The organism is uncultured Piscinibacter sp., from assembly GCF_937952055.1.
GTDB lineage: Bacteria > Pseudomonadota > Gammaproteobacteria > Burkholderiales > Burkholderiaceae_C > Piscinibacter.
The window spans coordinates 226,913-252,479 of the sequence record NZ_CALFYO010000032.1; the positions used below are offsets into that span (position 1 = coordinate 226,913).

The 25,567-nt window shown below is 70.4% G+C and carries 29 protein-coding genes; 16 read left to right on the plus strand and 13 right to left on the minus strand.

Features of this window, described 5'->3' with window-relative positions:
• Window positions 1-11 precede the first annotated feature (11 nt).
• The 7 genes from Q0599_RS23800 to Q0599_RS23830 form a co-directional block, all read right to left on the minus strand.
• Window positions 12-1,364 (minus strand): ATP-binding protein, encoded by a 1,353-nt coding sequence (locus Q0599_RS23800; RefSeq protein ID WP_298835178.1) that lies wholly within the window; start codon window positions 1,362-1,364, stop codon window positions 12-14.
• The gene (locus tag Q0599_RS23805; protein ID WP_298835179.1) at window positions 1,361-2,029 is read right to left on the minus strand and encodes a winged helix-turn-helix domain-containing protein; all 669 of its coding nucleotides are present in this window, start codon (window positions 2,027-2,029) and stop codon (window positions 1,361-1,363) included. The genes Q0599_RS23800 and Q0599_RS23805 overlap by 4 nt, the downstream gene beginning before the upstream one ends.
• Window positions 2,030-2,039: 10 nt before the next feature.
• On the minus strand, window positions 2,040-2,729 hold the full coding sequence (locus Q0599_RS23810) for a cytochrome b/b6 domain-containing protein (protein ID WP_298835180.1): 690 nt from the start codon (window positions 2,727-2,729) through the stop codon (window positions 2,040-2,042).
• 16 nt (window positions 2,730-2,745) lie between these two features.
• The gene (locus Q0599_RS23815; RefSeq protein WP_298835181.1) at window positions 2,746-3,201 is read right to left on the minus strand and encodes a diheme cytochrome c; all 456 of its coding nucleotides are present in this window, start codon (window positions 3,199-3,201) and stop codon (window positions 2,746-2,748) included.
• 11 nt (window positions 3,202-3,212) lie between these two features.
• On the minus strand, window positions 3,213-3,602 hold the full coding sequence (locus tag Q0599_RS23820) for a DUF1924 domain-containing protein (protein WP_298835182.1): 390 nt from the start codon (window positions 3,600-3,602) through the stop codon (window positions 3,213-3,215).
• Window positions 3,603-3,679: 77 nt separating this feature from the next.
• A complete protein-coding gene (locus Q0599_RS23825) occupies window positions 3,680-4,870 on the minus strand; it encodes an amino acid aminotransferase (RefSeq protein WP_298835183.1) in 1,191 nt (396 codons plus the stop codon).
• Between the two features lie 17 nt (window positions 4,871-4,887).
• A complete protein-coding gene (locus tag Q0599_RS23830) occupies window positions 4,888-5,379 on the minus strand; it encodes a glutathione peroxidase (RefSeq protein ID WP_298835184.1) in 492 nt (163 codons plus the stop codon).
• 119 nt (window positions 5,380-5,498) lie between these two features.
• Here Q0599_RS23830 and Q0599_RS23835 point away from each other — a divergent pair, with 119 nt between their 5' ends.
• Window positions 5,499-6,446, plus strand: coding sequence for a response regulator (locus Q0599_RS23835; RefSeq protein WP_298835185.1), 948 nt, complete (start codon window positions 5,499-5,501; stop codon window positions 6,444-6,446).
• On the opposite strand, the gene Q0599_RS23840 is transcribed toward Q0599_RS23835, so the two are convergent.
• Window positions 6,438-7,346, minus strand: coding sequence for a DMT family transporter (locus Q0599_RS23840; RefSeq protein WP_298835186.1), 909 nt, complete (start codon window positions 7,344-7,346; stop codon window positions 6,438-6,440). The two genes, Q0599_RS23835 and Q0599_RS23840, sit on opposite strands and share 9 nt — an antisense overlap.
• 105 nt (window positions 7,347-7,451) lie before the next feature.
• Between Q0599_RS23840 and Q0599_RS23845 the strand changes: the two genes are divergently transcribed.
• Window positions 7,452-8,345 (plus strand): hypothetical protein, encoded by an 894-nt coding sequence (locus Q0599_RS23845; RefSeq protein ID WP_298835187.1) that lies wholly within the window; start codon window positions 7,452-7,454, stop codon window positions 8,343-8,345.
• 77 nt (window positions 8,346-8,422) lie between these two features.
• Here the strand turns inward: Q0599_RS23845 and lplT are convergent, their stop codons facing one another.
• The gene (gene lplT / locus Q0599_RS23850; protein WP_298835188.1) at window positions 8,423-9,700 is read right to left on the minus strand and encodes a lysophospholipid transporter LplT; all 1,278 of its coding nucleotides are present in this window, start codon (window positions 9,698-9,700) and stop codon (window positions 8,423-8,425) included.
• 135 nt (window positions 9,701-9,835) lie between these two features.
• Between lplT and alr the strand changes: the two genes are divergently transcribed.
• From alr to arfB, 3 genes are read left to right on the plus strand one after another with little or no spacing between them, the layout of a single operon-like run.
• Window positions 9,836-10,942, plus strand: coding sequence for an alanine racemase (gene alr, locus Q0599_RS23855; protein WP_298835189.1), 1,107 nt, complete (start codon window positions 9,836-9,838; stop codon window positions 10,940-10,942).
• Window positions 10,939-11,646, plus strand: coding sequence for a hypothetical protein (locus Q0599_RS23860; protein ID WP_298835190.1), 708 nt, complete (start codon window positions 10,939-10,941; stop codon window positions 11,644-11,646). The genes alr and Q0599_RS23860 overlap by 4 nt, the downstream gene beginning before the upstream one ends.
• Before the next feature lie 5 nt (window positions 11,647-11,651).
• Window positions 11,652-12,056: an alternative ribosome rescue aminoacyl-tRNA hydrolase ArfB gene (gene arfB / locus Q0599_RS23865; protein WP_298835191.1), complete on the plus strand. Its 405-nt coding sequence runs from the start codon at window positions 11,652-11,654 to the stop codon at window positions 12,054-12,056.
• 197 nt (window positions 12,057-12,253) lie between these two features.
• On the opposite strand, the gene Q0599_RS23870 is transcribed toward arfB, so the two are convergent.
• Window positions 12,254-13,579: a chloride channel protein gene (locus Q0599_RS23870; RefSeq protein WP_298835192.1), complete on the minus strand. Its 1,326-nt coding sequence runs from the start codon at window positions 13,577-13,579 to the stop codon at window positions 12,254-12,256.
• A 23-nt stretch (window positions 13,580-13,602) separates the two neighbouring features.
• Here Q0599_RS23870 and Q0599_RS23875 point away from each other — a divergent pair, with 23 nt between their 5' ends.
• Window positions 13,603-14,139, plus strand: a complete 537-nt coding sequence (locus Q0599_RS23875; RefSeq protein ID WP_298835193.1) for a MarR family winged helix-turn-helix transcriptional regulator — start codon at window positions 13,603-13,605, stop codon at window positions 14,137-14,139.
• Between the two features lie 19 nt (window positions 14,140-14,158).
• Here the strand turns inward: Q0599_RS23875 and pal are convergent, their stop codons facing one another.
• The 3 genes from pal to Q0599_RS23890 all read right to left on the minus strand — a co-directional run bounded on the left by pal (window position 14,159) and on the right by Q0599_RS23890 (window position 16,664).
• Window positions 14,159-14,707, minus strand: a complete 549-nt coding sequence (gene pal / locus Q0599_RS23880) for a peptidoglycan-associated lipoprotein Pal (RefSeq protein WP_298835194.1) — start codon at window positions 14,705-14,707, stop codon at window positions 14,159-14,161.
• 109 nt (window positions 14,708-14,816) lie between these two features.
• Window positions 14,817-15,443: a LysE family transporter gene (locus tag Q0599_RS23885; RefSeq protein ID WP_298835195.1), complete on the minus strand. Its 627-nt coding sequence runs from the start codon at window positions 15,441-15,443 to the stop codon at window positions 14,817-14,819.
• A 75-nt stretch (window positions 15,444-15,518) separates the two neighbouring features.
• Window positions 15,519-16,664, minus strand: coding sequence for a PhnD/SsuA/transferrin family substrate-binding protein (locus Q0599_RS23890; protein WP_298835196.1), 1,146 nt, complete (start codon window positions 16,662-16,664; stop codon window positions 15,519-15,521).
• Window positions 16,665-16,878: 214 nt separating this feature from the next.
• On the opposite strand from Q0599_RS23890, the gene radA reads away from it, so the two are divergent.
• The 10 genes from radA (at window position 16,879) to Q0599_RS23940 (ending at window position 25,563) form a co-directional block, all read left to right on the plus strand.
• On the plus strand, window positions 16,879-18,237 hold the full coding sequence (gene radA, locus Q0599_RS23895; RefSeq protein ID WP_298835197.1) for a DNA repair protein RadA: 1,359 nt from the start codon (window positions 16,879-16,881) through the stop codon (window positions 18,235-18,237).
• A gap of 12 nt (window positions 18,238-18,249) precedes the next feature.
• Window positions 18,250-19,050: a metallophosphoesterase family protein gene (locus tag Q0599_RS23900; protein WP_298835198.1), complete on the plus strand. Its 801-nt coding sequence runs from the start codon at window positions 18,250-18,252 to the stop codon at window positions 19,048-19,050.
• Window positions 19,047-19,451, plus strand: coding sequence for a hypothetical protein (locus Q0599_RS23905; protein WP_298835199.1), 405 nt, complete (start codon window positions 19,047-19,049; stop codon window positions 19,449-19,451). The genes Q0599_RS23900 and Q0599_RS23905 overlap by 4 nt, the downstream gene beginning before the upstream one ends.
• Before the next feature lie 33 nt (window positions 19,452-19,484).
• The gene (locus tag Q0599_RS23910) at window positions 19,485-20,408 is read left to right on the plus strand and encodes a branched-chain amino acid transaminase (RefSeq protein ID WP_298835200.1); all 924 of its coding nucleotides are present in this window, start codon (window positions 19,485-19,487) and stop codon (window positions 20,406-20,408) included.
• 5 nt (window positions 20,409-20,413) lie between these two features.
• A complete protein-coding gene (locus Q0599_RS23915) occupies window positions 20,414-20,620 on the plus strand; it encodes a zinc-finger domain-containing protein (RefSeq protein ID WP_298835201.1) in 207 nt (68 codons plus the stop codon).
• 34 nt (window positions 20,621-20,654) lie between these two features.
• Complete coding sequence (gene waaF / locus Q0599_RS23920) at window positions 20,655-21,656, plus strand: lipopolysaccharide heptosyltransferase II (RefSeq protein WP_298835202.1); 1,002 nt, start codon at window positions 20,655-20,657, stop codon at window positions 21,654-21,656.
• Entirely contained in the window at window positions 21,653-23,173 is a 1,521-nt protein-coding gene (locus Q0599_RS23925) for a PAS domain-containing sensor histidine kinase (RefSeq protein ID WP_298835203.1), read from the plus strand. Before waaF ends, Q0599_RS23925 begins: the two co-directional genes overlap by 4 nt.
• Window positions 23,174-23,243: 70 nt before the next feature.
• Window positions 23,244-24,128, plus strand: coding sequence for a formyltetrahydrofolate deformylase (gene purU, locus Q0599_RS23930; RefSeq protein ID WP_298835204.1), 885 nt, complete (start codon window positions 23,244-23,246; stop codon window positions 24,126-24,128).
• 19 nt (window positions 24,129-24,147) lie between these two features.
• The gene (locus Q0599_RS23935; protein WP_298835205.1) at window positions 24,148-24,591 is read left to right on the plus strand and encodes a nuclear transport factor 2 family protein; all 444 of its coding nucleotides are present in this window, start codon (window positions 24,148-24,150) and stop codon (window positions 24,589-24,591) included.
• Window positions 24,592-24,597: 6 nt separating this feature from the next.
• On the plus strand, window positions 24,598-25,563 hold the full coding sequence (locus Q0599_RS23940; RefSeq protein WP_298835206.1) for an alpha/beta fold hydrolase: 966 nt from the start codon (window positions 24,598-24,600) through the stop codon (window positions 25,561-25,563).
• Window positions 25,564-25,567: the final 4 nt, after the last annotated feature.

Consider the following 25,567-nt stretch of genomic DNA (forward strand, 5'->3'; position numbering starts at 1 on the left):
CTGCGAACGCCTCAGGCCGAGAAGGTCACGCGCACCGCCAGTCCGCCCAGCGCCCCGGAGCGCGCGGTGTCGACATGCGCGCCATGCACCGCCGCAATGCGCCGGACGATCGACCAGCCCAGGCCGCTGCCCGGCGCGGCCGTGCCGAGCACGCGGAAGAAGCGCTCCCCGAGGTGTGAGCGCTGTTCGTCGCTGAGGCCCGGCCCGCTGTCTTCCACGCGCAGCACGGTGCGCCCATCCTCGCGCGCCAGTGTCACCACCACGCGCACGCCGTCACCACCGTAACGCAAGGCGTTGTCGGCAAGGTTGCGCAGCAGCACGGCCAGCAGCGTGGCACTGCCGCGCACCGGCTGGGCGCCTTCGGCCTCCAGCTCCAGCGACTGGCTGCGCGCCAACGCCGCCGGGGCCAGGTCAGCCAGCACCTCGCGCGCGACGGCGGCGAGGTCCACCGTCTCGCCCGGGCCTTCGGCGGCGGACTCCAGCCGCGCCAGCGTCAGCAACTGCTCCACCAGGCGCGTGGCGCGGTCGCAGCCGGCCAGCGTGGCCGCCAGCGCCTGCGCGCGTGCGGTGTCGTCACCACCGGCACCCTGCGCCACCTGCGCCTGGGCGCGGATCGCGGCGATCGGCGTGCGCAACTCGTGTGCCGCGTCGGCGGTGAAGCGGCGCTCGCTCTCCAGCAGCGCGGCAATGCGAGCGAACAGGCCGTTGAGCGCCTCCACCAGCGGGGCGATCTCGCTGGGCAGGCGGTCGCCAGCGGCGTCGGCACGGATCGGCTGCAGTGCCTTCGGTTCGCGCGCCGCGATCGCCACGCCGATGCGCCGCAGCGGCAGCAGCCCCCGGTGCACCGCCCACCACAGCAGCAGCGCCATCGGTGGCAATGCCACGAGCATCGGTCCGACCAGCCCGGCGAGCAGACCCTCGAGGATGGAATCGCGCGACGCGAGCTGCTCGCCGACGTAGACCTGCACATCGCGCTTGTCGCCGTGCGCGGCGAACACGCGCCAGCGTTCCCCCGCGATCTCCGGCGAGGCGAATCCGCGACGCAGCGCGGTCATCGGCGTGGCCGGCGCGTTGGCCGAGCGCGCCACCAGCCGGCCCTCGTGCCAGATCTGGAACGCCACCTTGGGCGCATGACGGTGCAGCGTCGGCGCATCGATGCGCGCGTCGTCCTCGGTCTCCTCGATGTCGTCGACCTGGCGCACGATGAGCAGCGCGGCGGCCTGGGCGAGATGGCCGTCGAGCAGTTCGCCCAGCTCGTTCCTGGCCTCCCACCAGGTGAAGGCCGCGGCAGCGAGCCAGACCAGGCTCACCGTGGCGAGCGCCAGGGCGAGCACGCGTGCCTGCAGGGAGTGCAGGATCTTCACGAGGACGAGGGGCGCGCGATCGCGTAGCCGATGCCGCGCACGGTCTGGATCAACGAGGTCTTCAGCTTGCGCCGCAGGTGGTGGATGTGCACCTCCACGGCGTTGCTCTCCACCTCCTGGCCCCAGCCGTAGATGCGCTGCTCAAGCTGCTCGCGCGAGAGCACGCGGCCGTCGGCCAGCATCAGCGCGTGCAGCACGTCGAACTCGCGGGCCGACAGGGCCACCGGCTCGCCGTCCATCGTGACCATGCGCTTGGCCGGATCGAGCACCACGCCGTCGAGGGCGAGCTGCTGGTCGGCCTGGCCGTGGGCGCGGCGCACCAGCGCGCGCAGCCGCGCCGCCAACTCGTGCAGGTCGACCGGCTTGAGCACGTAGTCGTCGGCACCGAGGTCCAGCCCGCGGATGCGTTCACTGACCGCGTCGCGTGCCGTCAGCACCAGCACCGGCAGCTTGACGCCCTCGGCGCGGACGGCGCCGAGCACGTCCATGCCATCCTTCATCGGCAGTCCGAGGTCGAGCACCGCGGCATCGTGGCTGGCGCCGCGCAACTCGCGCTCGGCCGCCTGGCCGTCGCGCACCCAGTCGACCTGGAAGCCGAGCTGCCTCAAGCCGGCACGCAGGCCGTCGCCGAGCAGGGGGTCGTCTTCGACGAGCAGGATGCGCATGGCCGGATTGTCAGTCGTCGTCGCGGTCGCCGTCGTGCACCAGCCGCGTCAGCTGTGTGCCGGCGTCCTGCGGCGCGGCTTGCCACTGCGTCCACCAGAAGCCCAGCACCGCGGCGATCATCACCGCAGCCAAGGTCGCCCAGCCGCGGCGGATGCCCTCGCCCTGCGGCACCGGCTTGCGGCCGGTGAACATCGATCGCACCAGATTCTCCTTGTGCACGAGGCTGCCCACCACCACGCCGGCGACGTGAATCACCACCAAGGCCATCAATCCGTTGGCGGCGAGTTCATGCAGTTCCTCGAGCCATTCCCCCCCGAGGTCGTTGTAGGTCGCGAAGCCGCTCGCGGCCGTGACGCCGATCAAGGCGAGCAGTCCGACGATGGCCAGTGCGCCGGCCGGGTTGTGGCCGGTGTGGTGCTCGGGCGAGCGGCCCAGCAGCGAGCGCAGGTAGGCGAAGGCCGCGCGCGGGCCGCGCACGAAGCTGCTGAAGCGCGCGTAGCGGGTGCCGACCAGGCCCCACAGCACGCGGAAGGCCACCAGGCCGGCCATGGTGTAACCCAGCGTCACGTGCACGAGCCGCCAGTGTTCGCTCTCCGCGGTGATCCAGGCGCCCGCGAAGCTGGCCACCAGCAGCCAGTGGAAGACGCGCACGGGCACGTCCCACACCAGGGTGGACGGAGTCCGGGATTCGGTGTTCATCGTGATCTCCTTCGGCTCAGCGCGGAATGCTGATGCGGTCTTCGTTGTATTCGCCCTCGGCGGCACCGCGGTGGCAGGCGCCGCAGTTCGAGGCGCTCTTGATCGCCGGCCGCGTCCAGGCCGCCTTGGGCACCTCGCGGTGCTCGCGCACGAACCAGTCGCTGCGCGTGATGCGGTCTTCGGGCGGCGCCGTTCGGGCACGCTTGCCGCTGCCGGCGTAGGCCACCAGCCAGTCACCGATGGACTTCTGCGCGGCGGCGTCGAGCGAGGCGTCGGTGCCGTAATGCTTGCCGAGGTTGGCCATCAACCGCTGCCAGGATTCCTTCGGCAGCAGGGCCGGCGGGTAGGGCGTGTGGCAGGCGCCGCATTCCTGCACGTAGGCCGGCGAGAGCATGTAGCGGTCGTCGTCCGCGTGGGCCAGCGAGGCGGCCAGCGTGAGCGGAGCAAGGAGGGCGAGGCGGATCGGGTTCATGGCAACGCTCCTCACTTCAGCGTCAGCAGCCAGGCCAGCACGTCGGCCTTCTCGCCGGGCGTGCACTCGCGGCCGAGCACGTCGTTGCAGTTGCGGCGGAACCACTTCTCGGTCTTGGCGACGTCGGTGAAGCGCTCGGCGTTGGCGGCCGGCGCGAGCGGCTGGATGAGCTTGCCGGTGGAGGCGTGCTTGCCCGTGCCGGTGGGCGTGGCGCCGTGGCACGACGAGCAGCTCCAGTCCTTGGGGCCCTGGGTGGTGAAGAACTTCTGGCCGCGCGCGGGCTCGGCGGCGGCCTTGGCGGCGCTGCTGTAGCCGGCGAGCTGCTCGGCCGGCGTGGCGGCGCGGGCGACCGCCGTGGCGGCCAGCGCCAGGGCGATCACGAGAACGGTGGATTTCTGCATGGCGACTCCTTTCGGTGTCGCCATGGTCGCGGCGCGGGTTTAAGGAACTCTTAGCGCCCCGCGCCGCTTGACCTGCGTCACATCACGGCGGCCATGGCCCGGGCGGTGGCCTCGACGTTGCCGCTGTTCAGCCCGGCCACGCACAGGCGGCCGGAGCGGATCAGGTAGACCGCGAACTCCTCGCGCAGCCGGTCCACCTGCGCGGCCGACAGACCGGTGTAGCTGAACATGCCGCGCTGGCTGAGGAAGTAGCCGAAGTCGCGGCCCGGCAGCTTGGCGCTGAGCACTGCGTGCAGTTGCTGGCGCATCGCCAGCATGCGCGTGCGCATGGCGGCGAGTTCGCCCTCCCACAGCGGACGCAGCTCGGGGTCGCTGAGGACCCTCGCGACGATCTGGCCGCCGTGGATCGGCGGGCTGGAGTAATTGCGCCGCACGGTGAACTTGAGCTGGCCGAGCACCAGCGCCGCCTGCGCCGCGTCCGGGCAGACCACGCTGAGCGCGCCGGCACGCTCGCCGTAGACGCTCATGCTCTTGGAGAACGAGTTGGCCACGAAGGCGGGAAGCCCGGCCGCCGCGATGGCGCGGATCGCATAGGCGTCTTCCGCGATGCCGTCGCCGAAGCCCTGGTAGGCGAGGTCGAGGTAAGGGATGAGGCTGCGGCGCTTGAGCAGGGGGATCAGCTCGTCCCACTGCGCACGCGTCAGGTCGACGCCGGTCGGGTTGTGGCAGCAGGCGTGCAGCAGCACGACACTGCGCGCCGGCAGCGTCTCCAGCGTGGCCAGCATGTCGGCGAAGCGCAGGCCGCCGCTCTGAGCGTCGTAGTACGGGTAGGTGTTCACCGCGATGCCGGCGCCTTCGAACATCGAGCGGTGGTTGTCCCAGGTGGGGTCGCTGACCCACACGCCGCTGCCGGGGAACCAGCGCGCGATGAAGTCGGCGCCGACCTTCAGGCCGCCCGAGGAGCCGACCGACTGGAGGGTGGCCACGCGACCGCTCTTCAGCGCCTCGTGCTCGGCGCCGAACAGCAGCGCCTGCACGGCGCTGCGGAAGTTGGCCGCGCCCTCGATCGGCAAGTAGGGCTTGGCGCCGCCCTCGGCCACCACCCTCGCCTCGGCGCGCCTGACCGACTCCAGCACCGGGATGCGCCCGGCGTCGTCGAAGTAGATGCCGATGGACAGGTTGATCTTGTGCGGCCGGGGGTCCTTCTGGAAGTCCTCGTTGAGGCTGAGGATGGGGTCGCCGGCAAAGGGTTCGACGTGGGCAAACATGGGAAGGGTCCGTGTTCTCAGGCCGCCAGCGCGGCCTCGATGTCCTGGCGCAGGGATTCAGGGGTGTCGGTGGGCGCGTAGCGCTTGAGCACGGTGCCGTCGCGGCCGACGAGGAACTTGGTGAAGTTCCACTTGACGGCCTGGGACCCGAGCACGCCGCGCGCCTCGCGGGTGAGGAACTTCCACAGCGGGTGAGCGTGCGCGCCGTTGACCGCGATCTTGCCCATCATCGGGAAGCTCACGCCGTAGTTCATCTCGCAGAACGAGGCGATCTCGCCGTTGTCGCCTGGATCCTGGCCGCCGAACTCGTTGCTCGGGAAGCCGATCACCACCAGGCCGCGGTCGCGGTAGTCCTTCCAGAGCTGCTCCAGCCCGGCGAACTGCGGCGTGAAGCCGCACTGGCTGGCGGTGTTGACGATCAGCAGCACCTTGCCGCGCTGGGTGGACAGGTGGGCGGGTTTGCCTTCGATGGACAGGGCCTCGAAGTCGTAGACGCTGGGCTGGGCCATGGGCTCCTCCGCGGGTGGAGCCGCGATGGTAACGGCGGTGTGAGGAATCACCGTGCAGATCCGGCAATTCCGCACAGCGCTTCTTGACGCGGGTTCGCGGCGCGCGATGATGCACGCCGATGTCCGTCTCCGGGTTCACCGACACCTTCACCGTGGCCATCGAAGGCTTCTCGTCCTTCGAACGCCAGGCGCTCGCCTCCTGTTTCCGTCTCGCCGCCCGGCGTGCGCCGGCCTTCCGCCAGGTCGACGAACCCGGCATGGCCGACTTCCTCATCGCCGACGCCGACAGCGCCGCCGCGATGGCGGCGGTCCGGCGCGGCCGGCGAATGGGCGACACCGTCTTCATCGGCGCCGCGCCGCCGGAAGGAGCCAGCGCCTGGATGCCGCGGCCGATCGATCCGATGCACGTGATGCGCGAACTCGACGCGCTGGTCGAACTGCGCCTGACCACGCCGGACCCGCCGAGCGCGATGATGGATCTCGATCCGTTCGATGGCGATTCGCGGTCGCCGGTGATCGACTTGAGCCCCTTGGCCGCACCCGCGCTTGCGCCGACGCCCGTGGCGGCGCCCGCGCGTGCCAGCGCCGCGCTGCGCCGCGAGGTGCCGGTGGCACGAGCCGTGGAGCCCGTGACGCCGCGTGGCGGCGGGGGGCGCGAGGTGCTGGTCGTGGAGGACAGCGCGATCGCCCGCCAGTTCCTCAAGCGGCGGCTGCAGACCCTCGGATACCGCGTGCACGAATGCGCCTCGGGCGAGGCCGCGATGGACATGCTGGCCAAGCGCACCTTCGTCATGGCGTTCCTCGACGTCACGCTCGGCCCGCCGGGCAGCATCACCGGACTGCAGTTGTGCCAGCGCCTCAAGCAGCGCGGCGCGCAGGGCGCCGGCCTGCGCACCGTCGTGGTGATGGTCACCGGTCTGGACGGCGCCACCGATCGCGTGCGCGCTTCGCTCGCCGGCTGCGACGCCTACCTGACCAAGCCGCTGCACGAGGCCGAGTTCATCGCCGCGCTGCTGCAGGTCGACCCGGACTTCGAGTGGGACACCGACACGCCGGCCTCAGTGTGAGGGCGCCTTGGACAGCGTCGACAGCAGCGCCGCGAGCAGGATCAGCAGGCCGCCGGCAAACAGCTGAGCAGTCAGGCTGCCGCCGCCCAGCGCCAGCGCCGAGACCGAGGCGAACAGGATCTCGGTGAGCATCACCACCGCGGTCACGTTGGCCGGCAGACGCGCCGCGCCGTACTGCAGCGCTAGGTTGCCGACGAGGAACAGCAGCGCCATCGCCGCCACGCCGGCGATCCACAGCGTCGCGGGCGCGGGGATGCCGGGCACCGCGGCGTCGCCGGACAGCACCAGCGCGAGCGCGCCGGCGACCCCCATGCCGCCGCAGAACATCGCCAGCACACGGCCTTCCTCCGGGCGGTGCGCCTCGCGGCGCAGCATCACGTTGTTCAGCGCGAAGCTGAAGCCGCCGATCACGCCCAGCCAGTCGGGCAGCGAACGCGGCAGCGGCAGAGCCTCCCAGCCGCTGCGCTCGGCCGGCCACAGCACGATGGCCGCACCGGCCAGCGCCAGCACGACGCGGGCGCTGGCTGTGCGGGTGAGCGGCTCGTGCAGCAGCAGCCTCGCCAGCAGCACCGTCCACAGCGGCATGAGGTAGAACAGCAGCACCACGCGCACCACGTCGCCCAGGGTCACCGCCCAGTTGAAGGCGGCATTGGTGGTGCCCGAGGCGAGCACCAGCACCCACAGCGTCGGCGTGCGCACGAGCTGGCCAAGCGCACGCGGGCGCAGCGCGAGGATCACCAGCACCGCCACGGCATAGATCAGCACGGTGGCCCACAGCGGGTGCAGCCCACGGGCCTCGAGCTGGCGGAAGGGCCACCAGGATGTGCCCCAGACGAAGGCGTTGAGCGTGAGGGCCAGGGCGGGCCAGAGGAAGGGTGTGCGGTGGCTGGCCAGGGACATCCGCGCGATTCTCGCCGCTGGGCATGCCGCGCCTTCCCAAGCTTGTCGGATTGCCTGGCGCGGCGGGCGGCGTTACCTTCACCGTCCGCAAGGAGGAGCTCCGCCATGCCAAAGCTGAAGATCCACCCGCCATCCGACCTGGACACCCCCGACCTGGCACCGAACCTCGGCGAGTTCGGCATCCGCTTCCTCGCCGAGGGCGACTCGTGGTTCACCATCGGTGCATTGAACCCGCTGAAGAACGCCAACCTGCTGTTCGAGATGCGCTTCGCGCAGAGCGCGGTGGCGATCAATTGCGCGACGCCCGGCGACACGCTGCAGCGCATGGCGCAGACGAGCAGCGATCCGGTGTTCACCGACCTGCTGGTCGGCAAGCGCCGACGCCCCTGGGACGGCATCCTGCTGTCGTGTGGCGGCAACGACCTGATCGACGCGCTGGCCGTGCGCGGCCCCGGCATCCCGTTGCAGCTGCGCCTGCTTCGCGAAGCGGCCGAGTGGGGTGACCCTGTTCAGGGCGCGTCGCGCTACCTCAGCGATGCCGGCTGGCAGACATTCAGCACCTACCTGAAGGCCAACCTCGACCACATCGTCGCCTTGCGCGACGCCGCGTCGTCGCAATCCAAGGGGGCGCCGATCTTCATGCATGGCTACGCGGTGCCGACGCCTCGTCCGGCGCCGGCCGAACTGGGCATCGGCCCGTGGCTGCTGCCTTCCGTGCAGGCCTACGCCATTCCCGAGGTCGACTTCGAGGCCGTGGCGGCACTGCTGATCGGTCGGCTGGCGGCGCTGCTGGCGGGCTGCGCGGCCGATGCGGCGCGCTTCCCGAACCTGCACTTCTTCGACTCCACGACGATCGCGGTGACGCCGGCGGCCCAGGGCAGCACCGGCGAAAGCGGCGACTGGATCAACGAGATCCACTTGAACCGCGCCGGCTGCCAGAAGCTGGCGGTGCCGTGGGCGGCGGCGATCGAGAAGGTGATCAACGACCAGAGGGCCTGAGGTCCGCCGCGGGCTGGTGGCTGTGTCTCGGGGGCCTGCGGTGGCACGACACTGCGCCCCGCAGGCGCGGACCGAGGTCAGTGCTTGTCGGTCCGGGCGATCGCCAGCAGGTGATCGAGTTCGGCCTTGTGCTTCACCAGGTTGGATCGATGCCAACCGCGAATCAGCCACATCGTGCCGGTCACCACGAGGCCGAAGAGGGTGATGGAGCCGAATGCCGACATGCCGAACTTGGTGAGTGCGGCGTAGAAGGCGCCCAGGCCGAGGATGCAGGCCTGTTCGTTGAAGTTCTGCACCGCGATCGAGCGGCCGGCTCCCATCAGGTTGTGGCCGCGGTGCTGCAACAGCGCGTTCATCGGCACGACCAGATATCCGCCGATCGCGCCGAGGACGATCAGGAACGGTGCCGCTGCCCAGACGTTGGTGATGAAGTTCAGGCCGATCACCAGCACGCCCATCGCGACGCCCAGCGGGATCACGCCGGTGGCCTGGTCGAGCCGGCAGCGCAGCGAGGCGACGATCGCGCCGGCGGCGGTGCCGATGGCCACCACGCCGACCAGCGACGAGGCCTGCGTGGTGCTGTAACCCAGCGCCGCCGCGGCCCAGGCGAACACGATCACGCGCAGGTTGCCCGACACCCCCCAGAACAAGGTGGTGGTGGCCAGCGAGATCTGGCCGAGCTTGTCGCTCCACAGTCTCGCGTTGCAGCTGGAGAAGTCGCGCACCAGCGCGACAACGTTGCCGCTCAGCGCCTGCAGGGGCGCCTCGGTGCGCGGAATCTTCAGGTTGAACAGCGCTGCGATCACGTAAAGGATGACGATCAGCGAGATCGCCGCTTCCGGCGCGGTGTCGATCGAGGTGTCGATGAGCGGCAGATTGAAGGCGAGCAGCGCGCCGGCGACGCGCTGGCCGACCAGCTGGCCGCCGAGCAGGATGCCGAAGATGATCGACAGAATGGTCAGACCCTCGATCCAGCCGTTGGCCTTGACCAGCTGCGAGGCCGGCAGCAGCTCGGTGAGGATGCCGTACTTGGCCGGCGAGTAGGCCGCCGCGCCCAGGCCGACGATGGCGTAGGCGAGCAGCGGGTGGCCGCCGAACAGCATCAACAGGCAGCCGACCACCTTGATCGCGTTCGAGACGAACATGACCCTACCCTTGGGCACCGCGTCGGCGAAGGCGCCGACGAAGGGTGCGAGGATCACGTAGAACAGCGCGAACATCGGAGACAGCGCCGGCACGTGCCAAGACGGCGCTCCGGCGCTCTTCAGCAGTTCGATGGCCGCCACCAACAGTGCGTTGTCGGCCAGCGAGCTGAAGAACTGCGCCGACATGATGGTGTAGAAGCCCTTTTTCATTCGCTCCGTATCGCGCGCACGTGGCCCGGGAATGCGGGGGATGTCGTCGGCGGCGCAGGTTTATAGCATGTGGTTACGCGCCCTCGTCCGGGTGGTCTCCTCGGGCGTGAAGGCGCTGGCAGAATCGGTTGCACCATGCCCCGTCCGATCTCGGCGACCATCCATACCGAGGCGCTCGCCCACAACCTGCGCCGCGCGCGGCAGGCGGCGCCGCAGTCACGCGTCTGGGCGGTCGTCAAGGCCAACGCCTATGGTCACGGCATCGAGCGGGCCTATGCAGGGTTGTCCGGCGCCGACGGCTTCGCGCTGCTCGACCTCGACGAGGCGCAACGCGTGCGCGACCTCGGATGGCGCGGGCCCATCCTGCTGCTCGAAGGTTGCTTCGAGCCGCGCGATCTGGACCTGTGCTCTCGGCTCGGCCTCTGGCACACCGTGCACCATGAGGCGCAGATCGACATGCTCGCGGCGCACAAGACCCATGCGCCGCACCGTGTGTTCCTGAAGATGAACAGCGGCATGAACCGGCTCGGATTCCGACCGCAGCACTACCGTGCCGCCTGGCAGCGGCTGTCGGGGCTCACGCAGGTCGACGAGATCACGCTCATGACGCACTTCGCCGATGCCGACGGCGAGGGCGGCGTGGCCGCCCAGCTCGAGGCCTTCGAGGCGGCCACGCGCGACCTGCCCGGTGAGCGATCGGTGGGCAACAGCGCGGCGACGCTGCGCTTTGCCGGCGCCGAGGGCGACGGCCTGCGCGTCGCCGCCGACTGGGTGCGACCGGGCATCATGGTCTATGGCTCAGCGCCCGACCACCCGGCCCACGACGCGCGCGACTGGGGTCTGCAGCCGGCCATGACGTTGAGCGCGAAGCTGATCGCCATTCAGGCGCTGAGCCCCGGCGACCGTGTCGGCTACGGCGGCAGCTTCACGGCCGGCGAGGCCATGCGCATCGGCATCGTCGCCTGCGGCTATGCCGACGGCTACCCGCGCGTGGCGCCGACCGGCACGCCGGTGCTCGTCGACGGCGTTCGGACGCGCACCGTGGGCCGCGTGTCGATGGACATGATCACGGTCGACCTGACGCCGGTGCGCGCCGCCGGCCTCGGCGCCGAGGTCACGCTGTGGGGTCGGGGCCCGAAGGGCAGCCTGCTGTCGATCGACGAGGTGGCGCGCGCGGCGGGCACCGTCGGCTACGAACTCATGTGCGCGCTCGCGCCGCGCGTGCCGGTGAGCGCAGCATGAGTCGGGGGCACCCCGACCCGAGCCTGTTCGAGCGCCGCGTGCGCGCCGACCTGCAGCAGCGCCGCTGGCTGCGCGTGCATGCGTTCCTGATCGGCACGCTGTGCTTCCTCGCCAGCTGGGCGTTCTCGGCGGCGCTGATGCGCGCCGGCATCGGCAGCCTGGCGCTGCGCTGGTCGGCGGCGCTGTCGGGCGGCTACCTCGTCTTCCTGGGACTGCTGTGGTTGTGGTGCCGCTGGCTGCTGTCTCGCGGCGAGGCCGACTGCGACCTGCCGCTGGACGGCTTCGTGCCGACGCGCGGCGGCGGCGGCGTGGAATGTGGTGACAGCGGCCTCGAGGCGGGCGACCTCGCCGAGGGCTCACTGCAGTTGGTCGGTTCGGCCGACGAAGCGGCAGTCGTGGCGGTCCCGCTGGCCGTGGTGATCGGCATCGCGGTGCTGATCGCCAGCGGTCTGAGCGTGGCGGTGTTCGGCCTGTTCGGCGTCGAGGTGCTGCTCGGCGTGGCGGTGGAGATCGCCTTCGCCTCGGCCGGTGGCGCGTTCGCCTTCCGCGCACGCCGCGAGGGTTGGCTGCAGCATGCCTTCGGCCGCACCTGGCGGCCGATGCTGATCCTCGTCGTGCTCGCTGCGCTGCTCGGCGCGACGATCGACCACTGGCTGCCGCAGGCCGGCTCATTGCCGCAGGCGGTCAGGCTGCTGCGCGGCTGACGCCCATGCGCATCCCCTTCGCCATCGATCCGGCCGAGGTGGAGATCAGCGCCATCCGCGCCCAGGGCGCGGGCGGCCAGAACGTCAACAAGGTGTCGAACGCCGTGCACCTGCGGTTCGACGTGCGCGCCTCCTCGTTGCCCGAGCCGATCAAGGCGCGCCTGCTCGCGACCCGCGATCAGCGCATCAACGACGAGGGGGTGGTGGTCATCAAGGCGCAGCAGCACCGCAGCCTCGAGCAGAACCGCGCGGACGCGATGGCACGGCTGCACGAGCTGGTGCAGGCGGCGGCCACCCTGCCGCGCGTGCGCCGCCCGACCCAGCCCACGCGCGCCTCGAAGCAGCGCCGGCTGGAGGGCAAGTCGCTGCGCAGCGGCATCAAGGCCGGGCGGGCAAAGGTCAGTCTCTGACGGCGAGCGCGACGCCGCGCGGGTCCGGTTCACCGGGACACGGGCGAGGACGAGGGATGTCCCGAAGTCGACTGGCGGAAATGGATTGATACAAATACAATCCACTTCGCTCGCTCTGTCTCAGGGCGGCGAGCAAGCCAGGAAGAGTCTTGTCCTCATGGGGGCCCCGCGCGGGCCCCCTTTTTTTGGGCCGCTGCTCAGCGCGGGCCGGGTGGCGGCAGCCGCTCGAGCTGCAACCGCGCCAGCGTGGGGTACAGCGGCCGGCTGATCAGCCGCGAGATGCCGCTGGCCACCAGTGCGCAGGCCATCAGGCTGAGCACCATCGCGTGGCCGTCGACCATCTCCATGACGATGATGAACGCCGTCAGCGGCGCCTGCGTCGCCGCGGCCAGGAAGCCGGCCATGCCCAGGGCTATGAGCGCCGGGGCATGCGGGTAGCTCGTCAGCAGTGCGATGTCGTTGCCCAGCGAGGCGCCGATCGTCAGGGCCGGCGCGAAGATGCCGCCGGGCACGCCCGACCAGGCGGTCAGCCAGGTGGCGACGAACTTCAGCACGAAGTGCAGCCCCGGCGTGGTCTCGCCGCCGCCGAGCATCTCGCGCGTGTAGCCGTAGCCGCTGCCGAAGGTGGCACCCAGCGTGGCCACGCCGATGATGGCCACCGCCAGGCCGCAAGCCATGGCGAAGCGCACCGGGTACCGAGCGCGCCAGCGGCTCGCGCCGTCGGCGGACTTGCCCGACAGCGAGGCGATCAGCAGCCGCGAGAACAGCCCGCCGGTCACGCCTGCGGTCAGTGCGACGAGCAGGCCGGGGCCGAGCAGCGAGAGGTTGAGCGCGGGCACCTGGATGACGCCGAAGTAGGTGCCATTGCCGAGAATGGACACCGCCACCAGGCCGGCGAGCACGATGCCGGCGACGAGCAGGCCGCTGTTGCGCTGCTCCGGAGCGCGCGAGAGTTCCTCGATGGCGAACATCACGCCGGCCAGTGGCGTGTTGAAGGCGGCAGCGATGCCGGCGGCACCGCCGGCCACCAGCAGGCCGTGCTCGGTGACGGCGCTGCGCTGGGGCAGCCAGCGCTTGGCGGCGTGCATCACGCCGGCGGCGATCTGCACCGAGGGGCCTTCGCGGCCGAGCGACAGGCCGCCAAGCAGGCCCGACGCGGTGAACAGCATCTTCGCCGCCGTCAGCCGCAGCGACACGTACAGGCTGCGGCTGGTGCCGTCCACGCTCGGGTCGAGCGCCGCCATCACCTGCGGGATGCCCGAGCCGGCGGCCCCCGGTGCGAAGCGCCGCGTCAGCCAGACGATCGCGCCGGTGATCAACGGCGTAGCGATCAGCGGCATCCACCACCACGACGCACGCACCGTGAAGAACAGCTCCAGCGCACGCTCGGTGATCCAGGTGAAGGCGACCACGGTGAGCCCGGCGGCCGCGGCCACGGCGATGACCACGCTACGCGCCAGCCACAGCCGCCAATCCGACAACTCGCGCCGGAACGCGGCAACGATGCGCAACTCGTGGTTCACGTCCGGCCCTCTATCATGTTGCGATGACCGCTCGCAGCAACCCCCGTCGCAACGAGATGCCTGCCGTCAGCGACGCGACGCAAGACACCCTGGTCGACGAGATCGGTGAGCCGGCGGCCCGCGTGCTGCGGCGCTTCCGTCTCGTGTTCAATGCGGTGAAGACGCATTTTCAGCAGGTCGAGCGCCGCGCGGGGGTCGGCGGCGCGCAGCTCTGGGCCTTGAGCATCATCCACGCCCGTCCGGGTCTCGGCGTGAACGAACTGGCGCGCGCGATGGACGTGCACCAGTCCACGGCAAGCAATCTCGTCAGGGCGCTCGCCGAGCGCGAGCTGATCGTCGCCGCACGCGAAGGGCCGGACCGCCGCGCCGTGCAACTGAACGTTCTTGCCGCCGGGCGCAAGGTGCTTCGCCAAGCTCCGGGGCCCTTCACAGGTGTGCTGCCGCAGGCGCTGGCCGGTCTCGACGCGAAGACGCTGACGCGGCTCGACGCCGACCTGGCGCGACTGATCGCCGCGCTCGGTGTCGACGAACGCGGCGCCAACATCCCGCTGGGCCAGTGAAGCCGGCAGCTTCGCGGCCTTACTGCTTCGGGTAGACGAGGTCGGCGCGGCGGTTCTTCGCCCAGGCGGCCTCGTCGTGGCCGCTGGCCACGGGGCGCTCTTCGCCCCAGCTCACCGCTTCCATCTGCTGGTCCTTCGCGCCGTAGATCTTCAGCGAGCGCAGTACCGCTTCAGCGCGCTTCTGGCCGAGCGCGAGGTTGTACTCGGTGCTGCCGCGTTCGTCGGCATTGCCCTCGACCTTGATCGCCAGTGCCGGCGAGCCGGCGAGGTACTTGCCATGGCGCTCGATCAGCGCGGAGAACTCCGCCTTGATCGAGAAGTCGTCGAAGTCGAAGTAGACGCTGCGCTCCTTCGAGATGGCATTGTTCGGATCCAGGTGGGCCGGCAGGTTCACCGTGGCCACGGTCGACGCGGGTGCCGGCTTGGCCGTAGCGGTCGGTGCCGGCGCGGCGGGCGCCGCGGCGGCGGGTGCGGGCGCAGCGGCGGTCGGGGTCACCGGCGTGCTGCTGCAAGCGGCGAGCAGGGCGCTCGCCAGGGTGAACATCACGCCCAACGTTCTCTGATTCATGCGGTCTCTCCTGAGTGACGGCGTGCAGCGGAGTCGCCGCGCCGCCCGGGATGCTATAGGAATATTCGGACAAATATAGTAATGGTCGGTGACGGGGCCGAACGACGCATCAGGCGCGCTTGAACAAGGCAAGCAGTGCTCCGGCGGCGACGAAGAGCCCGCCGAACGCGCGGTTCATGGCCCTGATGTGGCCCGGCGCCTGCAAGGCACGAAGCACACGTGCAGCGAGTGCGGTGTAGCCGGCCATCACCACCAGGTCGGTGAAGGCCAGCGTCAGCGCGATCACCGCATACTGCGGCAGCAGCGGCTGCGCGAGCTCGAGGAACTGAGGCACCACGGCGAGCAGGAACACCGTGCCCTTGGGGTTCAGCGCGTTGACGATCCAGCCGCGCACGAACAACTCTCGGCGCGACACCGTGGCGCTCGGGCCGTCGGCGGCGGCCATCGGCGCGGCCGGTGCGCGCCACTGTCGAATGCCGAGCCAGACGAGGTAGGCCACACCCGCCCACTTCACGACGGCGAAGGCCAGGCTGGACGCCGCGATCAGCGCGCCCAGGCCGACGCCGACCACCAGCACCTGCGTCCAGATGCCGGTGACGAGTCCGAAAGTCATGGTGTAGCCGCGCCGGAAGCCGTGGTTCATCCCGGCGCTCATGGCGGCGACGGCGCCGGCGCCGGGCGACAGGCTGATCGCCCAGGCGGCGGCAAAGAAGGCGATCCAGGTGGCGGGCTCCATGGCACGAATTGTCGCGCAAGGCCTGCAATGCGCACGGCCAGCGGGCTCGCGCAACGTGGCCGGCTCAGGCGCTCCTCAGTTCTTCTCCACCGGCAGGCCGGCGGCCTCCCATTCGGGCAAGCCGCCGCGGAACCAGTAGACCTCCTTCAGGCCGCTGGACAGGGCGACGCGGCTGGCCTTGTACGACTTCCAGCACTCCGCGCCGTTGCAGGCGAAGACGGTCGGCTTCGCGCGGTCCAGCTTGGCCACACCGGAGAAGTCGTCCTTGCTCGCATCGAAGGCGACGTCCTTCAGGCTCTTTTCGTGGTACGGCACGAACACCGCGCCCGGAATGCGCTTCGTGGCGTACTCCTTCTCGGTGCGCGTATCGACCATGACGGCGCCGCGCGCGATCAACTGCTGCACTTCGCGCGCCGTGACCATCCTGGCGCCCGGCAGCAGGGTGGGCGTGAACAGGCCCAGCTCGGCGACGGTCTTGTACTCGGCCAGCTCGGCGCGCAGGACCACCGGTTTCAGCCCGGCGGTCTGCGCCGCGCTGGCGAACCAGCTGGCCACGCGTGAGCGTACGTCGGCCGGCAGGTCCTTCTTGACGACCACCGTGAAGCCCCCGGGCACCGGAGAAGAAGAGGCCAGCAACTTTCCGGCTCCGCCATGGTCCCTGGACCATTCCTCCCAGTCGCTGCGGCGCACGACGGTCGCGTCGGCCTGTCCGAGCAGCAGTGCGGTCAGGCCGGCCTGCGGGTAGCGTTCATGCTGAACCGAGCTCAGGTCCTTGAACGACAGGCCGCTGGCGTTCAGCATGCCGCGGGCCATGTAGGTGTAGATCGAGTCCTGCTGCGGCAGGTAGATCCTGCCGCCCTTCAGGTCCGCGGTCGAACCGAACTGCGGCCGTCCGACCAGCACGTAGTGCTCGGCGCGATCGGTCGAGCCGACGAGTTCGTAGCCGCGCATCAGCGCCGAGGCCGCCACCTGTGGTGGCGCGATGAAGATGTCGAAGCCGCTGCTGCGCGTGGCGCGCATCACCTCGGCGAGGTCCTCACTGGTGAGCACTGTGACGGGTGCTCCGGCGGCCTTGCCCAGGCTCGCGGCCAGGGCCGACCGGGAGACCACCATGCCGTCCTTCTTCGAGGTCGGCTCGATGGCGACGATGGCGGACAGCTCGGCCGCGGAGGCTGTGATGGCAGCCAGGCTCAGCGCAACGGACGACAGGACGGTTCGCATTCGGACACCTCTCTTGCCCAGTGGCCCCTCGTGCCGCGCGCGGCAATCGGTGCGGCCGCCCATTCTGGCCTTGCGAGCGTTCGACGCATGCGCCGGCGCGCAGCGGGGCGTGAAGAAATTCCGGCACGAACGAATGGACGAACTCCACAGCTGCGTCGGAGCGCCGGGTGATGCACGGTCCTCGCTGCACGCCTTGCGCCGGAGACAATGCGCCATGGCCAAGGATAAGTCGATCTACACGTGCAACGAATGCGGCGCCAGCAGCCCGAAGTGGCTGGGCAAGTGCCCGGGCTGCGGGGCCTGGAACACCCTGGTGGAGTCGGTGGCGGAGACGGGCACGGGCAAAAACCGCTTCCAGTCGCTCGCGAAGAGCCAGCCGGTGGCCACCTTGTCGGAGATCGAGGCCAGCGAGATCGAGCGTCAGCCCACCGGCATCGCCGAACTCGACCGGGTGCTCGGCGGCGGCATCGTCGAAGGTGGCGTGGTGCTGATCGGCGGCGACCCGGGCATCGGCAAGAGCACGCTGTTGCTGCAGGCGCTCGATGCACTCTCGCGCTCGATGAGGACGCTCTACGTCACCGGCGAGGAAAGCGGCGCACAGGTGGCGCTGCGCTCGCGACGCCTCGGCCTGGAAGGCTCGCAGGTACGCGTGCTCGCCGAGATCCAGCTCGAGCGCATCCTCGCCACCCTCGAGGCTGAACAGCCGGCGGTGTGTGTGATCGACTCGATCCAGACCGTCTACTCGGACCAGCTCAGCTCCGCGCCCGGCTCGGTAGCGCAGGTGCGCGAGTGCGCCGCGCACCTGACGCGCGCTGCCAAGGCCAGCGGCACGACGGTGGTGCTCGTCGGCCACGTCACCAAGGAAGGCACGCTGGCCGGACCGCGCGTGCTCGAGCACATCGTCGACACCGTGCTGTACTTCGAGGGCGACACCCACTCCAGCTTCCGCCTCGTGCGCGCCATCAAGAATCGCTTCGGCGCGGTCAACGAGATCGGCGTGTTCGCGATGACCGAACGCGGCCTCAAGGGCGTGGCCAACCCCAGCGCGATCTTCCTGTCCACGCACGGCGAACCGGTGCCGGGCTCCTGCGTGCTGGTCACGCTGGAGGGCACGCGGCCGCTGCTGGTGGAGATCCAGGCGCTGGTGGATGCCGGCGGGCCGAGTCCGCGCCGCCTCAGCGTCGGTCTCGAGCGCGACCGGCTGGCGATGATGCTCGCCGTGCTGCACCGCCACGCCGGCATCGCCGCCTTCGACCAGGACGTGTTCGTCAATGCGGTCGGCGGTGTGCGCATCAGCGAGCCGGCGGCCGACCTCGCGGTGATGCTGGCCATCCAGGGCTCGCTGCGTGCGCGCGCGCTGCCGCGCGGCTTCATCGCCTTCGGCGAGGTCGGGCTGGCCGGCGAGGTGCGTCCGGCGCCGCGCGGCCAGGAGCGGCTGAAGGAAGCCGCCAAGCTCGGCTTCTCCGTCGCGGTCGTACCCCACGCCAACGTGCCGAAGAAGCCGATCGAGGGCCTGACGATCCATGCGGTCGAGCGCATCGAGGAAGCCATCGCGCTGGTGCGCAACCTTTGATCACGATCCGCCATGCGCATTGCGGTGATCTCCGATATCCACGGCAACCTGCCGGCGCTCGAGGCGGTGCTCGACGACATCGCCGGGAGCAATGTCGACCTCAGCGTCAACCTCGGCGACATCCTCTCCGGCCCGCTGTGGCCGGCGCAGACGGCGCAGCGGCTGATGGCGCTTGGGCTGCCGACGATCCGCGGCAACCACGAACGGCAACTGCTCTCGCTGCCGCGCGGGCGCCAGGGGGCATCGGATGCCTTCGCCAGCGATGAGATCACGGCCGCTCAGCGCGACTGGCTGGTCGCCCTGCCGGCCACGATGGAGCTCGCCACCGACGTGTTCTGTTGTCACGGCACGCCGAGCAGCGACCTGCAGTACTTCCTGGAGACGGTGACGCCAGCGGGCTGGACCGGCACCGCCGAGCCCGGTCTGCGCGCCGCCACGCCCGACGAAGCCGCCGAGCGCGCTGGCGGCGTCCGCCACAGCCTGATCCTTTGCGGCCACACCCACGTGCCGCGCATGTTGCGGCTCGCCGACGGGCGCCTGGTGGTCAATCCCGGCAGCGTCGGGTTGCAGGCCTTCGACGATGTCCACCCGCGGCCGCACGTGGCCCAGACCGGCACCCCACATGCGCGCTATGCGCTGCTGACGCGGCGCCGCGACGGCTGGCAGGTCGAGCTGCGGGCGCTGCCGTACGACTGCGAGTCCGCCGCGCGCCGCGCCGAGGCGAACGGCCGCGCCGACTGGGCCGATGCGCTGCGCAGCGGATTCGTCGGTCGCTGGGAGGCCGGCGCGCCGCCCGTACCATCGCCGCCATGAATCCCGTGATCGGCTGGGCGCTTGCCGCCCTCTTCGTCGCACTCGCCTGGCAGGCCTATGGCTGGCAGGGGGTGCTGTTCGCCTTCTCGGCGGTGGTGTTCTGGCTGTTGCTGCAGTTCAGCCGCGTGATGCGGGCGATGCGCCTGGCCGGTCGGGCGCCGGCGGGGCGCGTGGACAGCGCGGTGATGCTGCATGCGAAGCTGCGCCCCGGAATGACCCTGCTGCAGGTGATCGGCTTGACGAGGAGCCTGGGCCGCAAGCTCAGTGACGGCGACGACGACTGGAGCTGGCGCGACGAAGGCGGCAGCAGCGTGCATTTGCACTTCGCGCGTGGCAAGCTGGTGCGCTTCCAGCTGGAGCGCCCGCCGGGTGCCGGCGAGCCCTCCCCCCCTGCGCCGTAAAATCGCCAGTTCGAGGAAACCTGGAGAGTTGCCATGTCGATGGCCGACCGCGACGGAAAGATCTGGATGGATGGCCAGCTGGTGGACTGGCGCGACGCCAAGATCCACGTGCTGAGCCACACGCTGCACTACGGCTGCGGCGCCTTCGAGGGCGTGCGCGCCTACAACACGGTGGACGGCACGGCGATCTTCCGGTTGCGCGAGCACACCGAGCGACTCTTCAACAGCGCAAAGATCCTGCGCATGAAGATCCCCTTCAGCCTGGAGCAGGTGATGGAGGCTCAGCGCGAAGTGGTGCGAGTCAACAAGCTGGAGAGCTGCTACCTGCGCCCGCTGACTTGGATCGGCTCCGAGAAGCTCGGCGTCAGCCCCAAGGGAAACACCATCCACCTGATGATCGCCGCCTGGCCCTGGGGCGCCTACCTCGGCGAGGAAGGCATGAAGCGCGGCATCCGCGTCAAGACCAGCAGCTATACCCGCCACCACGTCAACATCACGATGACGCAGGCCAAGGCGGTGAGCAACTACACCAACTCCATCCTCGCCAACATGGAGGCCACCGACGAAGGCTACGACGAGGCGCTGCTGCTCGACGCCTCGGGCTTCGTCTCCGAAGGCGCGGGCGAGAACCTGTTCGTCATCAAGAAGGGCGTGGTCTACACGCCGGACCTGTCTGCCGGCGCGCTCAACGGCATCACGCGCGACACCATCTTCGCGATCTGCCAGGATCTGGGCATCAGGCTGGTCGAGAAGCGCATCACCCGCGACGAGGTCTACATCGCCGACGAGGCCTTCTTCACCGGCACCGCCGCCGAGGTCACGCCGATCCGCGAGCTCGACCGCGTCGAGATCGGCAGCGGGTCGCGCGGCCCGATCACCGAGAAGATCCAGAGCGCCTTCTTCGACATCGTCAACGGGCGCAATGCGAAATACGCCGAGTGGCTCACCAAGGTCTGAACATCATGAGCAGCGAACCCAAGGCCGTGGTCGAGGTGACCGCGAAGGACGTGCAGGGCCCGGGAGTGGTGGCCTGCCCGAACCCGAAGATGGCGCTGTGGAGCACCCACCCGCGCGTGTTCATCGACGTGGCCACGGAGGGCGAAGGCAAGTGCCCGTACTGCGGCACGGTGTACCGGCTGAAGGCCGGCGAAGTCCTGCACTCGCACTGATGCCGGGTGTCTGCCCGCTGAGAACACGCCGTCCATGACCCGCTCGCTGGTCATCGCGCCGCAATGGATCGGCGACGCGGTGATGTCCGAGCCGCTGCTGGCGCGCCTGGCGGCGCGTGGCGACACGCTCGCGGTGGCGGCGCTGCCGTGGGTGGCGCCGGTCTACCGCGCGATGCCGCAGGTGCGCGAGGTGATCGAGCTGCCCTTCGCCCATGGTCGGCTCGACTGGGCGGCGCGGCGTCGCATCGCGGCCACGCTTCGCGGCCGCTTCGACACTGCCTACGTCCTCCCCAATTCGATCAAGGCGGCGCTGATCCCCTGGTTCGCCGGCATCGCGACGCGCGTCGGCTACCGCGGCGAGGGGCGCTGGCTGCTGCTCAATCGGATGCTGCCCAACCCGGGGGGCCGGCCGCCGATGGTCGCCTTCTATGCCGCGCTGTCGGGCGAAGGGCCGCGCGCGGACGAGCGACCTCGGCTGCGCTTCGAGGCCGGCGTGATCACCTCGGCCGCGCATGCCGCCGGCGTCGTACCGGGGCGCTACTGGGCCTTCGCGCCGGGCGCCGAGTACGGCCCGGCCAAGTGCTGGCCAGCCTCGCACTATGCGACGCTGGCGCGGCGCCTGCACCAGCGCGACGGCCTGCCGGTGCTGCTGCTCGGCTCGGGCAAGGAGGCGGCGCTGTGCGAGCAGATCGCCGAGGCCGCGCCCGGCGCCTGCCGCGTGATGGCCGGCCAGACCGCGCTGATGGACGCGATGGCGATCATCGCCGGCGCGCGCGGCCTGGTCAGCAACGATTCCGGGCTGATGCACGTGGCTGCTGCCTTCGGCATCGCGCAGGTGGCGGTGTTCGGTTCCACCAGCCCCGAGCACACGCCGCCGCTGAATCCGCGCGCCCGCGTGCTGTGGCTGAAGCATGAACTGAAGCTCGACTGCATGCCCTGCTTCGAGCGCAGCTGCCGCTACGGCCACACGCGCTGCCTGACCGAGGTGGCGCCGCAGCGTGTCGAGGCCGCGCTGGACGAGGCGCTGGCGCCATGAGGGACGAGACCGGGCGCATCACCGAGGCGCTGATGCGCGATGCGCTGCTCGGTGCCGGCACCTCGGTGTGGGAGTGGGAGGTGCCCAGCGACCGGCTTTCCAGCACCGACGCCAGCGCGGCGCTGCTCGGCTACGGTCCGGGCGAGATCACGATGTCGCAGCAGGCGTGGAACGCGCTGATCCATCCCGACGACCTGGCCGAGAACCACGCCGCCTACCTGCGCCATGCGCGCGGCGAGGTGCCGATCTACGAGCACGAGTACCGCGCGCACTGCAAGGACGGCTCGTGGCGCTGGATCTCCGAGCGAGGCCGGGTGGTCGAGCGCGACGCGCAGGGCGAGCCGCTGCGCGTGGTCGGTACGCTGTCCGACATCACGCAGCGCCGCGATGCGCAGCGCGAGGCACTGACGCTGAGCGATCGCCTGCGCCGCATCGTGCGCAACGTGCCGGGCATCGTCTACCAGTACCGCACCCTGCCCGATGGCGGCGGTGAGTTTCCTTTCATCAGCGAGAGCTGCATCGAGCTGCTCGGGCTCGAGCCGCAGGCGTTCATCGAGAACCCCTCGCGCGCCATGCGCCTGATCGAGCGCGCGGACCGCGAACGGGTGTTCGCCGGCGTCGCCGACGCGCTGCGCGCGATGCAGCGCTGGCGTTGCGAGTTCCGTCTCCATCTGGGCGATGGCCAGACGCGCTGGGTCCGCCTGCATGCCACCCCGCAGCGCGAGGCCGCCGGCAGCGTGCTGTGGCACGGCTACATCGAGGACATCACCGACACCCACGACCTCGAACAGGCACGCGCCGACGCAGTGGCGGCGCAGGCCGCCAACCGCGCCAAGACCGACTTCCTCTCTCGCATGAGCCATGAGCTGCGCACGCCGCTGAACGCGGTGCTCGGCTTTGCGCAACTGCTCGAGATGGACGTGCGCGAGCCGCTCACCGAGACGCAGCGCCGCCGCGTCGAGCTGATCCGCGAGGCCGGAGCGCACCTGTTGCAGATGATCGGCGAACTGCTCGACCTGACTCGCATCGAGTCCGGCCAGCTCGCCGTCACGCTTGCCGAGCTGCCGCTCGCGCCGCTGATCATCGACTGTCTCGCGCTGGTGCGGCCGCAGGCGGATGCGGCAGGCATCGAGCTGGACTTCGACGGTGCCGGCGCCGCGGTGTCCGCGCGCGTGGACACCACGCGGTTGCGCCAGGTGCTGCTCAACCTGCTGGGCAACGCGATCAAGTACAACCGCCGCGGCGGCCACGTCGGCATCGCGGTGCGCGGCGTCGATGGCGGCGCCGTGGTCATCGAGGTGCACGACTCCGGCATGGGCATCGCCGCCGAGGACATGGCCACGCTGTTCGAGCCTTTCCAGCGTGGTGCCCAGGCGACGAGCGCGATCGAAGGCGCCGGCATCGGCCTGGCGGTGACCAAGGCGCTGGTCGAACTGATGGGTGGCCGCATCGACGTGGCCAGCGCACCCGGCCGCGGGTCGACCTTCAGCGTGACCTTGCGGGGCGCTGGGCGCTGACGCCGTCCCGGCGCCTGCCGACGGCCGACAGAGGCGCTCCGTACAATGCCCGGACCTCAGGAACGCACCGATGTCCAGCCGCAACCAATTCGTCCTCACCCTGTCCTGCCGCGATACCAAAGGCATCGTGCACGCCGTCTCCGGCCTGCTGTTCCAGGCCGGCTGCAACATCATCGATTCGCAGCAGTACGGCGACGTGCTCGCCAGCGACGCGACGGGCCTGTTCTTCCTGCGCGTGCATTTCGAGGCACCGCCGCACTTGGCCGACACGGCCAAGCTCGACCCGCTGTTCACCCACCTGCGCGAGCAGTTCGGCATGGACGCGAAGCTGCACTCGCTGGCACGCAAGCCGCGCGTGCTGCTGATGGTCAGCAAGCACGGCCACTGCCTGAACGACCTGCTGTTCCGCTGGCGCTCCGGGCAGCTCGACGTCGAGATCCCGGCGATCGTCTCCAACCATCCGGACTACGCCGATCTGGCGGCCAGCTACGGCATCCCCTTCCACCACCTGCCGCTGCCCACCGGCGCGGGCGCCGAAGCCAAGCGCGCGCAGGAGCAGCAGGTCGAGGCGCTGGTCGACCGGGAGCAGGTCGACTTGGTCGTGCTGGCGCGCTACATGCAGATCCTCAGCGCCGAGTTCTGCCAGTTCCTGCGCGGCCGCGCGATCAACATCCACCACAGCTTCCTGCCCAGCTTCAAGGGTGCGAAGCCCTACTATCAGGCGCATGAGCGCGGCGTGAAGCTGATCGGCGCCACCGCGCACTACGTCACCGCCGAACTCGACGAGGGCCCGATCATCGAGCAGGACGTCGAGCGCGTCGACCACACGCTCAGCCCCGAGGACTTCACCGCCGTCGGCCGAGACGTCGAGTGCGTGGTGCTGGCCCGCGCGGTGCGCTGGCATGTCGAGCACCGCGTGCTGCTCAACGGCAGGAAGACCGTCGTGTTCCGCTGAGGCCGGACGGGAACAGAAGATGCCGCGCGCCAAGCCGCCACCGCCGCCGTCGACGCCCGACGAGATCGAGCAGCAGTTCTACGAGGCGCTGCAGCGCGCCGACATCGAGGCGCTCATGGCCGTCTGGTCGGACGACGACGAGATCGTCTGCGTGCACCCGGGCGGGCCGCGGGCGGTCGGCGCCGCCGCGATCCGGGCCGCCTTCGAGGCCATCTTCGCCAACGGCGCCATTGCCGCGCGCGCGGAGAAGGTGCGCCGGCTGCAGGCCATGAACTGCGCGGTGCACAGCGTGCTCGAGCGCATCGAGATTCCCACCGACGAAGGGCCGCAGACGGCCTGGGTGGTGGCGACCAACGTCTATGTGAAGTCCGGCGCCGGCTGGGCGATGGCGGCGCACCACGCGAGCCCCGGCTCGCCGCGCGAGGTGCAGGACATCGCCGAAGCGGCGTCCACGCTGCACTGAGCGGCGGTGAGGCTGTACCGAGCGCCGCGTTGGTTGCCCGGCGGCAACGCGCAGACCATCTGGCCGGCGCTGTTCGGGCGGCGGCACCATGGGCCGAAGCTTGCATTCCGCCGCGAGCGCTGGGTCACACCGGACCACGACTTCGTCGACGCCGACTGGTTGGGCGAGGACCCGCGGGCCCCGCTGCTCGTGATGTTCCACGGCCTCGAAGGCTCGACGCGCAGTCACTATGCGCAGGCCTTCGCCGGCTGGGCGCGCCGCCATGGCTGGCGCTTCGTGATGCCGCACTTCCGCGGCTGCTCGGGGGAACTGAACCTGGCGCCTCGCGCCTACCACTCCGGCGACCACGAGGAAATCGGCTGGATGCTCGCGCAGGCGAGAGCGCGACATGCCGGAGCGCTGGTGGCCGTGGGCGTGTCGCTCGGCGGCAATGCGCTGCTGCGCTGGGCCGAGGAGGCCGGCGAGACGGCCTCGGCCACCGTGAAGGCGGTCGCCGCGATCAGCTCGCCGATCGACCTCGCCGCCGGCGGCCACGCCATCGGGCGCGGCTTCAACCGGCTTGTCTACACGCGCATGTTCCTGCGCTCGATGAAGCCCAAGGCACTGGCGAAGCTGGCGCAGCACCCGGGCCTGTTCAGCCGCGAGAAGCTGCTCGCGGCGCGCGACCTCTACGAGTTCGACAACGTCTTCACCGCGCCGCTGCACGGCTTTGCCGGCACCGACGACTACTGGGCGCGCGGCTCGGCGAAGCCGCACCTGAGCCTGATCCGCATCCCGGCGCTGGTGCTCAACGCGCTGAACGATCCCTTCGTGCCCGGCGCCTGCCTGCCGCAAGGGCACGAGGTGGGTCGCCACGTCACGCTGTGGCAGCCACCGCACGGCGGCCATGTCGGTTTCCCGGGTGGCCGCTGGCCTGGCCACGTGATGACCCTGCCGGAGCAGGTGATGGGCTGGATCACGCGCCAGCTTTGACGCA